Source organism: Shewanella profunda (genome assembly GCF_023283765.1).
GTDB classification, from domain to species: Bacteria; Pseudomonadota; Gammaproteobacteria; order Enterobacterales; family Shewanellaceae; genus Shewanella; species Shewanella profunda.
The window spans coordinates 92,936-103,070 of record NZ_JAKILG010000012.1 but is presented as its reverse complement, the minus strand read 5'-3'; the positions used below and the strand labels follow the sequence as shown (position 1 = coordinate 103,070).

13 protein-coding genes and 2 tRNA genes are annotated in these 10,135 nt (G+C 42.7%); 11 read left to right on the top strand and 4 right to left on the bottom strand.

Annotated elements, in window-relative coordinates; all coding sequences use genetic code 11:
• Positions 1-33 precede the first annotated feature (33 nt).
• Positions 34-120 (top strand) — tRNA-Leu (locus L2744_RS08570).
• Between the two features lie 44 nt (positions 121-164).
• A tRNA-Leu gene (locus L2744_RS08565) sits at positions 165-251 on the top strand.
• A gap of 159 nt (positions 252-410) precedes the next feature.
• Here L2744_RS08565 and L2744_RS08560 read toward each other — a convergent pair.
• Positions 411-1,121, bottom strand: a complete 711-nt coding sequence (locus L2744_RS08560; RefSeq protein ID WP_248991511.1) for a pseudouridine synthase — start codon at positions 1,119-1,121, stop codon at positions 411-413.
• A gap of 63 nt (positions 1,122-1,184) precedes the next feature.
• On the bottom strand, positions 1,185-1,817 hold the full coding sequence (locus L2744_RS08555) for a helix-turn-helix transcriptional regulator (RefSeq protein WP_248991510.1): 633 nt from the start codon (positions 1,815-1,817) through the stop codon (positions 1,185-1,187).
• A gap of 148 nt (positions 1,818-1,965) precedes the next feature.
• Between L2744_RS08555 and L2744_RS08550 the strand changes: the two genes are divergently transcribed.
• The 3 genes from L2744_RS08550 to L2744_RS08540 all read left to right on the top strand — a co-directional run bounded on the left by L2744_RS08550 (position 1,966) and on the right by L2744_RS08540 (position 3,754).
• Complete coding sequence (locus L2744_RS08550) at positions 1,966-2,580, top strand: NADPH-dependent FMN reductase (protein WP_248991509.1); 615 nt, start codon at positions 1,966-1,968, stop codon at positions 2,578-2,580.
• A gap of 56 nt (positions 2,581-2,636) precedes the next feature.
• Entirely contained in the window at positions 2,637-3,053 is a 417-nt protein-coding gene (locus tag L2744_RS08545) for a VOC family protein (protein WP_248991508.1), read from the top strand.
• A gap of 230 nt (positions 3,054-3,283) precedes the next feature.
• Positions 3,284-3,754 (top strand): YcxB family protein, encoded by a 471-nt coding sequence (locus L2744_RS08540; protein ID WP_248991507.1) that lies wholly within the window; start codon positions 3,284-3,286, stop codon positions 3,752-3,754.
• Between the two features lie 55 nt (positions 3,755-3,809).
• Here L2744_RS08540 and L2744_RS08535 read toward each other — a convergent pair whose 3' ends face one another.
• Positions 3,810-4,373, bottom strand: coding sequence for an acetate uptake transporter (locus L2744_RS08535; RefSeq protein WP_248991506.1), 564 nt, complete (start codon positions 4,371-4,373; stop codon positions 3,810-3,812).
• A gap of 794 nt (positions 4,374-5,167) precedes the next feature.
• Here L2744_RS08535 and L2744_RS08530 point away from each other — a divergent pair.
• The 5 genes from L2744_RS08530 (at position 5,168) to L2744_RS08510 (ending at position 9,038) form a co-directional block, all read left to right on the top strand.
• Positions 5,168-5,404 (top strand): hypothetical protein, encoded by a 237-nt coding sequence (locus tag L2744_RS08530; RefSeq protein ID WP_248991505.1) that lies wholly within the window; start codon positions 5,168-5,170, stop codon positions 5,402-5,404.
• Between the two features lie 364 nt (positions 5,405-5,768).
• Entirely contained in the window at positions 5,769-6,629 is an 861-nt protein-coding gene (locus L2744_RS08525; protein ID WP_248991515.1) for a MipA/OmpV family protein, read from the top strand.
• A 59-nt stretch (positions 6,630-6,688) separates the two neighbouring features.
• Positions 6,689-7,048, top strand: coding sequence for a DUF3019 domain-containing protein (locus L2744_RS08520; protein ID WP_283103929.1), 360 nt, complete (start codon positions 6,689-6,691; stop codon positions 7,046-7,048).
• Entirely contained in the window at positions 7,048-7,761 is a 714-nt protein-coding gene (locus tag L2744_RS08515) for a response regulator (RefSeq protein WP_248991503.1), read from the top strand. The genes L2744_RS08520 and L2744_RS08515 overlap by 1 nt, the downstream gene beginning before the upstream one ends.
• 8 nt (positions 7,762-7,769) lie before the next feature.
• On the top strand, positions 7,770-9,038 hold the full coding sequence (locus L2744_RS08510) for an ATP-binding protein (RefSeq protein ID WP_248991502.1): 1,269 nt from the start codon (positions 7,770-7,772) through the stop codon (positions 9,036-9,038).
• Positions 9,039-9,104: 66 nt separating this feature from the next.
• On the opposite strand, the gene L2744_RS08505 is transcribed toward L2744_RS08510, so the two are convergent.
• Entirely contained in the window at positions 9,105-9,410 is a 306-nt protein-coding gene (locus L2744_RS08505) for a DUF1289 domain-containing protein (protein ID WP_248991501.1), read from the bottom strand.
• Between the two features lie 155 nt (positions 9,411-9,565).
• Here L2744_RS08505 and L2744_RS08500 point away from each other — a divergent pair, with 155 nt between their 5' ends.
• Positions 9,566-10,102 carry a DUF4136 domain-containing protein gene (locus L2744_RS08500; protein ID WP_248991500.1) on the top strand — a complete coding sequence of 179 codons (537 nt, stop codon included), beginning with the start codon at positions 9,566-9,568 and terminating at the stop codon, positions 10,100-10,102.
• Positions 10,103-10,135 lie beyond the last annotated feature (33 nt).

Below are 10,135 nucleotides of genomic sequence, written 5' to 3'. Positions count from 1 at the left end.
AAGTTTTAATTCGGTTAACTCCCGAATACCAATGCAGATGTGGTGGAATTGGTAGACACGCCAGCTTCAGGTGCTGGTGCTCGCAAGGGCGTGGAGGTTCAAGTCCTCTCACCTGTACCAAATTGCAATTCAAGTTTTAATTCGGTTAACTCCCGAATACCAATGCAGATGTGGTGGAATTGGTAGACACGCCAGCTTCAGGTGCTGGTGCTCGCAAGGGCGTGGAGGTTCAAGTCCTCTCATCTGTACCAACATTTAAACCTCGCTTAGCGAGGTTTTTTTGTATCTAGGGTAAAATTTTCTTCAGCTTCGGAGTTAAGTGAGTCAGTCATCAATCTGACAAATCTTGCCAGCAGTATGCAGCAGTCAAGTCTGCGCCGTTAAACTTTAATATGAAATCGGCGCTAAGCTTAAATTTTTATAGAAGCAATTTCTGCTGCGGTGAGAGTTCGGCTCTCACCGGGTTGAAGCTGTTCATCCAACACTATATCGCCAATCGATAACCGATGAAGACCCATCACAGGATTACGAAATCGACCAAACATGCGCTTGATTTGATGGTATTTCCCTTCTTTTAACGTGACTTCAGCCACATGGGGATCGAGGATAACCAACTTTGCGGGTTGCGTCGTAATCTCTTCAAAACCAAAATACATACCATCGGCAAATGCAGTTATGTATTCGTGCGTTAGGGGATTGGTAAGGGTAACACGATACACTTTATCTACTTTTTGTGTTGGTGACATAAGCGCCTCGGACCATCGACTATCGTTAGTCAGCAGTAATAATCCAGAAGAATTTAAATCCAGTCGACCCGCGATATGCAACCCATGGCGATGTTCGCAGGCGAGTAGTTCAATTACGGTTTTATGTTGATTATCCTTAGTGGCACTCACCACACCAACAGGCTTGTGCAACATGACATAAACGGGGGTATTGGCCTGTAAAATTTGATCATCAAGCTGAATATGGGAGAACTCATCTACTTGTCTGTCCATATCTTTAACAATCTCACCATCCACTCGTACACGCCCTGATAGCAGTAAATCGCGCACCGATTTGCGGGGAATATTCGCCTTCACACTCACATATCTATCGAGTCGACCACGTTTAGATTGCATATCGCCTCAAAATCATAAAAAAGAACTAACTATCACAGAAATATACATCCTTAAAAATGGCCTTTAAGGTACTTGGGGACTGAGTGGAACCATTCGATAAGCACAACGGCGTGCACCTTCGATAATATGTTCTTCTCGATTCACTGTGGCGATATCCGCAAATAGTTGCTGGAATAATTGCAGTTCTGAGCGGCAAAAATTCAAGCAGCGAGTTGCCGCCGCACATATAGGACAATGGTTTTCCAGCAACCAATAGGCACCATCAGCTTCATCTTGGGTTGCCATATAACCTTCACGCGATCTCAGTTCAACTAACACAGCAAGACGGCTAGGTACATCAGTTGTTCCGGCCATTGCAGCGCGATACTCCACAAAGGCACTGTGCTCTCTATGGCTGATAAGTTGATCCAATCCGTTATCTCCAAAGATCATTTTTACGGAATCAATAAGTTGTACCGTTAACTCCCCATGGCGATCCACAAAATGATGTTGGCTCTGCGCCGTTAATCCCCAGTAACGAGTTGGGCGACCACGCCCCTCAATTCGGTCTTCAATATTTACATCTCCAGTGTCCTCTAGGGCTTGAAGATGCTGACGTACCCCCATAGTCGTTAGTGCTAATTCCCCTGCTAGGGTTTTAGCCGTTAATGGGCCACGTAATTTAAGTAATTGAAGGATTTTATCAGTGGTTTTCATCCAACCTCCGCACTTTTGACTCTGGCATTATCCCTTAATCTGCTTATTTTCCACAATAATAAATAAACTTTTTTATTTACTTTAGTATTTACAAAATTAAATAAAGTAATTACCTTATAAATAATTTATAAACAAATAGGTTTACTTAATGAAATTACTCATCATCAGCACCAGCCAAAGGCCCGATTCTCAGAGTGCAAAAGTCGCCCGTTATATCGCCGAAAGTAGTTTTTCGTCGCCGCATGCAATGGGTTACGACACGATACATCACTTAGAGTTATGCCAGTTTAATCTACCCTTCTGGGATGGCGAGGAGGACAACAAGGGTGAGCACTGGCCAGAAATAGAACAAAGAGTCGATGAAGCCGATGCGTTAGTGCTGATCACGCCTGAGTGGGGTGGCATGGCTTCCCCGCTACTGAAAAACTTTTTGTTGATGTGTACTCGCGAAGAAACCGCCCATAAACCCACCCTGCTGATTTCAGTATCGAGTGGCATTGGCGGTACTTATCCGATCGTTGAAGTGAAGATGAATGCACTCAAAAACAATAAATTAGTGCCCATTCCCGATCACTTAATCATTCGCAATGTCAGCAACGTGCTCAATGCCATTCCCGAGGGCGTCCGTGATATCGCACTCAGGGAAAGAGTGCAATACAGCCTACATATGCTGCATCAATATGCCCAAGCACTTGCCCCCATTCGTGAGCGACATGCCAATCAGCCGTACCCAAAGCAGCAGGAATACTGTTACGGTATGTGAGCGGCTTGAGATTTTAACCACAATCAACCGACTAAAATCATTACAAGGAACGCATTATGATGCAATTAGAACATATCAACTTAGTGGTAGACGACATCCCCGCAGCACTGCGCTTTTATCAAGCGGCTTTTCCCCACTGGCGTGTTCGCGGGGGTGATAAGGGCACTTGGTACGGCAAACCCCGTAATTGGATTCATTTTGGCGATGATTATCAATACATTGCTTTTAGTGACAATGGTGAAGGTGAAAACCGCGATTTGGCTGGTCATCAAATAGGCCTCGCACATTTTGCCTTTGTGACTGACAACTTGGATGCCGTGATAGCAAGATTAACCCAAGCTGGATTCCCCATTGCCAAAGATGGCATGGAAGACCCCTATCGGCGCAATATTTACTTCTTCGACGCCCATGGGTTTGAAGTGGAGTTTGTGGAGTATTTAAGTGATATTCCCGCAGAGCGAAACCGTTATTAATCTGAATGCTACGACGAACAACTGTATTGCTATCAAACCATCGATATCAATAAAAATAGACCGCAACCGCGTACGCAATGGTTGAGTTTTTCAGGCTCAGTGGGCTTAAATTAGCTAATTTCCAGCCCACCGAGCCTGAAAACAAAAGACGACAAAACGGTAATAGTTACTTTAAGATCACGAATCGTTACACTAGCTGCCACAAAGCGAGATCTTAATTTGATGAAACTATGACTACACCCTATTCCTATTCCACGACTTATATTTTGGATAAAGCACATTTTGATGAATGTTATACCCAATCTGTCGTCCCCGATCCCACACTCAAACCCTACTACAAAGGGATTGGACTGGTATTTATCGGCATTGCGCTGATATTTACTGATATCAACTTATATCTTGCATACTTTTTTGTCGGACTAGGTGTTATCGAAGCGCTGAATGTGAAATACCATAAAGCTTGGTGGCTTATGCGTCAGATGATAAGTAAAGCGGCTAGTAATGACGTTACTCTCACGATTGATGAACAGGGCATTCGCACTCAATCACAGTATGTGAATAGCCAAATACTATGGACGGATATATATCGCATTAACGAAACTGAAAAAGGTTTTTTGATCACCCATAAAGCAGGAACCAGTTATATCTCTTCAAGCAGTCTAGATAACTCAGCTATCGCTTACATAAAAGCCAAAAACTGAACAGAAAAAAGGCTGATTTTCATCAGCCTGTTGTCGATAGCCCCGTCCCTGATCGTTATTTTTTCAACTCACCAATCGGTAGAATAGTACGACCATATTCATTGTTTATCACCAGCGCCATCGCAAAGTAAATCGCACTGGCACCACAAATAATGCCCTCAAAGCCTGCAATCGTGCCAATTAAAGCATTACCCGTAAAATCTCGAGCGGCGAGTAGGAAGAACAACACGGTAAGTGAACCAAAAACAAATTGCTTAGCCCTTGGATATCGCAGTGAACCCACAAACATAAACGCCGTAAATACCCCCCAAAGCGTCAGATACCATCCCATAAAATACGTTGGACTCGCCGCAACGCCAGCATTGGGCATAAGAATTAATCCAACAAGGGTTAACCAAAACAATCCATAGGATGTAAAAGCCGTGGTTCCAAAGGTATCCCCGCGCATAAAACACATAATGCCAACAATGACTTGACCAATGCCACCATAAAATATCCCCATGGCTAAGATCATTGAATCAATAGGGAAATATCCCGCATTATGGATGTTTAACAGAATCGTCGTCATACCAAAGCCCATTAAACCTAATGGTGCTGGATTAGCCAGTTTTGTCGACACTACCGATCTCCTAGAGAATTTATTAATTTGATTTAAATCAATATATTAAAAACATGCGCTAAGCTTATCTATTTTAGCAAGCGGCGCATTCTAGTAGACATAAACAATACTCGCAATGTAAAGATTTAAATATCAACAAAACATAAAATAACCACTAAATATCAAATGCTTATAATTAAAAAAATTTATACATTAGTATTTTTAAATTTTAAGTGATAAATATTCTTTTTAGATTCAATTAACTACCATAATTTTCTGCAAAAACATGCGTCATATCGCGATTTATTCTTGATATTTGCAGCAGCTCATAATTTGCTTTTTAAGCCTTACAAAATATAAGGCCGAGCTTAAGCTTAAAGAGGTAAATTTATTAACTTCATCCCAATAAAGAAAGAAGAGTGACATAAACTGCACTTTTGACAAAATAGTAACGACTACGCAACGGTAGCAGGTGGAACTTTCCGCGCAACACCGACTCAATAAAACAAACACGAGTATGAACGGCATATCCAAGAAGATTTGTTAAGGCATGACGATGAATGCTCACCGTTGTCAGTGGACTGATTTTGGTTTGACAGTTCGATGACAAATATCTGTGTAGTGACGGAGAATAAATCCCCTTAACATTGGGGGATATTTACAAGCCACGCGCGGAAAAATGGATTCAGCAAAATTAGCTAAAAATTATTTATATCTAAAAAATAATAGCAGTGATAAATTGCTGCTGTTGACGCATAAAATTAAGAGGACAAATCTTAGTCTGTTGTTAACAATCAATAACTAAAGGAAATAAAATGAAGAAGTTATCAGCTGTTATCACTCTGTCGGCATTAGTCAGTTTCGCCCCCTTTGCCGATGAATCAACCCTACCACCGGCATCGGCATCCGACGTAGCTCAGCTGACTGAAGTATGCCAACAGATGGCATCAGAGGATCAGATCGAAAACGCCGAATTACCACAATACGTACTCGATTGTGTGAACGATCAATTGACTGAATTGGGCTATCAAACCATTAAAGAACTCAACTAAGATTGACTCACAGCTTCCTTTCGCGTGATCTTGCTTTCACTGCTTTCTGCCGTGCCATTCACCCCATTGAATGGCACTCTATCCTTGCTAAACTGGTTCAAATACACCACTTGTCGCATCCATATAGTCACTATTTTACCCACAAACAGTCATAACGCTTAACATATTGTATTACCGCATAACCACCCGCAAACTAAGCGCTTAGTACTTTGACCATGTATTTCAATAAATTGCGGGTTCCACACTTCAGTTATTATTTGATATCTGTATCATTTTGCATCTCAGCAGCTGAAACCTCTGTCGAATTAAGCATAAAATGCTAATCTCTTTCCAAATTATCACTACTTCGACCCGTAACGTTCAAATGTATCGTATTTTACTGATCTTGCTAACTACCCTCGGCATCCCTTTTATAGGAATGGCGAAAGAGTCATGCTCGACGAAACATGAATGTATTGAAATGCGAAATTGGGATTTAGGTGTAGCAATTGGATGGGGGCAAAAAACCAATCCATTAAAAGATTTTGACGATATTCCTGTATTCTTTATCCCAACGGTCGCTTACTACGGCGAGCGTTGGTTTTTCGATAACGGTAATATCGGCTACAGTTTGACTGAGCAGGAGCATTTTAGTGTTAATTTAGTGACAAGCTATAGCTTGGACAGAGCCTATTTCTATCGCTGGGACCCCTCTAATATATTTCTTGATCGCAGCTCGCAAACCGCAACCAGTTTTACAGAGCGCCCCGCACTTAGCAGTGAACCTGAACCCGTCTTTAATTCATTAGAATCACGTCACTTTGCAGTACTGGGTGGTGTTGAAGCCTTTATTTATAGTCAATTAGGTACAATCAGGTTGGCATATTCCCATGATATGTTCAGTGTGCACTCTGGCTCAGAGGCACAAATAAAGTGGACGTATGGTTGGAATGTAAATCGATGGATTCTCGATTTATCGCTAGTTTTGGATTGGAAGAGTCAAAATGTAGTGGACTATTACTATGGCATTCGCCCCAGTGAAAATGCCTATTGGAGCCAAAAGTATCAAGCTAGCTCAGGTTGGAATAAAGGTGCAGAAGTAACGGCACGCTATATATTAACAGACAATTGGGATCTGCTATTGGCAGTTCGTTACACTCAAATTGCCAATGAAATTGCCGCCAGTCCCTTGCTTGATGAAGACTACAGCAGCACGTATTTTGTTGGCGCAGCCTATAGGTTTTAGCATTAGTGACTCCCTGTCGAATTAGGTTGCTTTGTGTGTTAGCTCTAAGCCTCGGTTTAATGGGTAACAATGGCGCACAGGCAAAATCTAATAAGATCACCAGTCTTAGGGTAACACCGGAAATTTGCATCACCAGTAATGATGACCAAGCCTGTGAAATCAAGGTGGAATTGCGCTGGGAGCTTTCTCACAATGAGCTAATTTGTATTTTATCCGACAATCCAGCCTATCCAAAATGGTGTAATGATTCGCTCAATCAACACACTATAAGCATAAAGGTAAGCACCTTGACTGATATTCAATTTGTCATGGTGAGTAAAGAGAGCAACCAAACCTTGGCAGGTGCCAAACTTAAAATCACGTCAGCTTCGCAGCCTCAGGTGCGCAGACGTTACCGTAACCCTTGGAGTTTATTTTAATGACTAGCCCACAAGCATCCCATAGAGTGTTATTGGTTGAAGACGATGTCCGTCTGGCAAATTTAATTGTCGACTACTTAAAATCCCATGGCATGCATGTCGAAGTGGAACGCCGCGGCGACACGGTATTAACTCGGTTAATCAACTATAAGCCCGATATTATACTGTTAGATATTATGTTGCCCGGTATGGATGGCCTTAGCCTATGTGAAAGATTACCCGACTATTTTGCAGGTCCAATACTGCTGATGAGTGCTCTTGGTTCGACGGAAGATCAAATAAAAGGTCTAGAGCTCGGGGCCGATGACTATGTGGTAAAACCCGTCGATCCCGCGCTATTAGTTGCACGAATTAACAACTTACTACGCCGCCAAAACCAACCGCCGCAAGCCGAATCCCACTGTTTAACCTTTGGCAAACTGAGTATAGATCCCCATACGCACGCCATTCGACTTGACGATAAAGAAGTCGATTTAACAAGCCATGAATTTGAGTTGTTATGGTTGCTGGCCTCACAGGCTGGACAAGTGCTCAGTCGCCAGTACATTTACCAGTTACTACTCAATATTGACTTTGACGGCAAAGACCGAAAAATTGATGTGCGGATCTCAAGACTTCGTAAAAAACTTAACGATAATATTGAGACCCCTTTTAGAATAAAAACCGTTTGGGGACAAGGTTACCTCTTCGCCCCAGAAGCTTGGAATAGCTAAGTCGCTACGTGAAACGTCTCTTTATCAGCTTATATTTGTTATTGAGCCTGGGCATTCTTGGCATAGGCTGGACACTCGACAGCCTATGGCAAAAAAATGTGGACGATAACAACGCATTAGATGCGCCACTTGTTGCGCTAGCCCAGTTACTCAGCCAGCTTCCTCAAGATACGCGTAATCTGTACCTTGAGGCGCTGCCGAGCAATCCGGTTATGCCACTACACTTACTCGATATAGACCAAATAGCCCTCGCGAAGGATCAACTACTCAGCCCAAATCAAGTGGTCACCACCACAACCAGTGATGGTGAGCAATTTCAATTTATTATGGTGGGTGAGCAAGTATTAATGGCTGGGCCTTTAGATATTGACCCTAGATCTAATTTACGTAACTTGTTCACTTTATTCTTTTATTTATCCCTCGCCTTTGTTGCACTTATTTGGGTTGGGCCACTTTCACGGGATTTAAGCACACTGCGTATGGCCACAAAGGAGTTTGGTGAAGCAAAATGGGATACTCGCATTAGCCTATCTAATCGCTCACAGGTAAAGCCCTTAGCCGATACTTTTAATGAAATGGCGCGTCATATCAGCGCCTTGATAGAGAACCAGAAACACCTATCTAATGCGGTATCCCATGAGATCCGCACACCACTAGCAAGGCTCAAATTCGCTCTAGCCTTGATGCCTATGTATTGCCAACCCGATTCTGATGAGCAAAAGCGCCAAGACTTTCTTAATGAAATGCAGCTTGATATCAAAGAGATGGAAAATCTGCTGCAGGAGCTATTGACCTATGCCAGTTTAGAATCCCAACGAGAAGGGATCCAACTGGATGAATACGATTTAATTCAGTTAGTAAATCAAAGTATTAAACGTCTAGAAGCCTTAACTCCAACACCTATTACCTTAAAAACGACTATTGATTCCTTGTCCCTTATTGGTGAACCTGCATTAATAGAGCGTGCGCTACAAAATTTGCTGACCAATGCCCAACGTTTTGCTTACACCGAAATTTATGTCGACATTAATCAAACGCAACAACAGGTCAGCCTAAGTGTGAGTAACGATGGAGAGCCGATACCCGAGGTAGATTTACCTAAAGTATTTGAGCCATTTTACCGCAGTCAATCGGTACAAAATGGCAATAAGGGACATGGTTTAGGACTCGCGATAGTAAAGCGTATTATGCAGCGCCATCAAGGGGATGTGAGTGTCACGAGCGATCCGCAACATACCCGATTTAGTTTAATCTGGCCGAAAAAGCGTAAGCTGTAATAGGGATTTGAAAACCGCACAGTAGTCATTAATGCAACATGCTAATTCAAAAGCGAGTTCAATAGATCAATCTAGCTCGAAGCCACCAAAATCCAGATCGGCTTCGGGCTCAGGCTCAAAATTCAACTGCGGGTTCAACGCCGCTCTTTCCCGCTCAATTTGCGCTTGCCTTGCTTTCATTATCGCCAACTGACGACGGCGTTTACGTTGAGTGCACAGACGAATGACATCGTATTTTTGCGCATCTGAAAACGTTAACCAATTGAATCTTTCATCACGACTACGCAGGCAACCATTACAGTAACCGCGCGCATCGGTTTCACACACACCGATACAGGGACTGGGGATCTCAAAAAAGGCTAACTGTTCCATGATAATAGGTTTCTCTGCGGTAATACTCGCAAGTTAATTGTGATGAGCACGCGGTGAAGTTAGGATAAAAATACAACACACTTATCTAAAGTACTTGCAGGAACGACCTTAATCAAGGCACATTGAACAGAGTTTGTACAACATGGAGTACTATTATGGGATACCGTTACCTTGTCATGCTACTGAGCGCTTTAGTGTTATTAAGCGCTTGCAGCAGTAAACCGAAAAACGATTACGATCTCAATTACGACTTCGCCGCCCTTAGCAGTTTCTCGCAATTGGCACCACAACCGACGGACGATCCGCTAAGTGCACAAAGGATCCAAACAGAAATTAATAAACAATTGGCTCAAAAGGGTTTTGTAGAAAATACAGCGTCACCCGATTTTAATGTCACCTACGCCTTACTGACCCAAGATAAACCCAAGGATTCAGGACTATCAATTGGATTAGGTACTGGCACATTCGGAAGTTCGGGTGGTATTGGAATAGGCACCAGTGTAGGCGTACCACTGGGGAGTGATACAGCCAAAACTCAAACTATTCAGATAGATATTGTCGACCCTAAGACCAACAAACTGATTTGGCGAGGTACCGACAACTTTGATTTCGATGCTGGCGGCGATGAAAAAGCCCAAGATACCAGCAAAGCCGTAAGCCGGATTTTGGCGCAATTTCCACCGAAAAAGTGATCACGACTGAATGGATAAAAATGGGCGTATCTC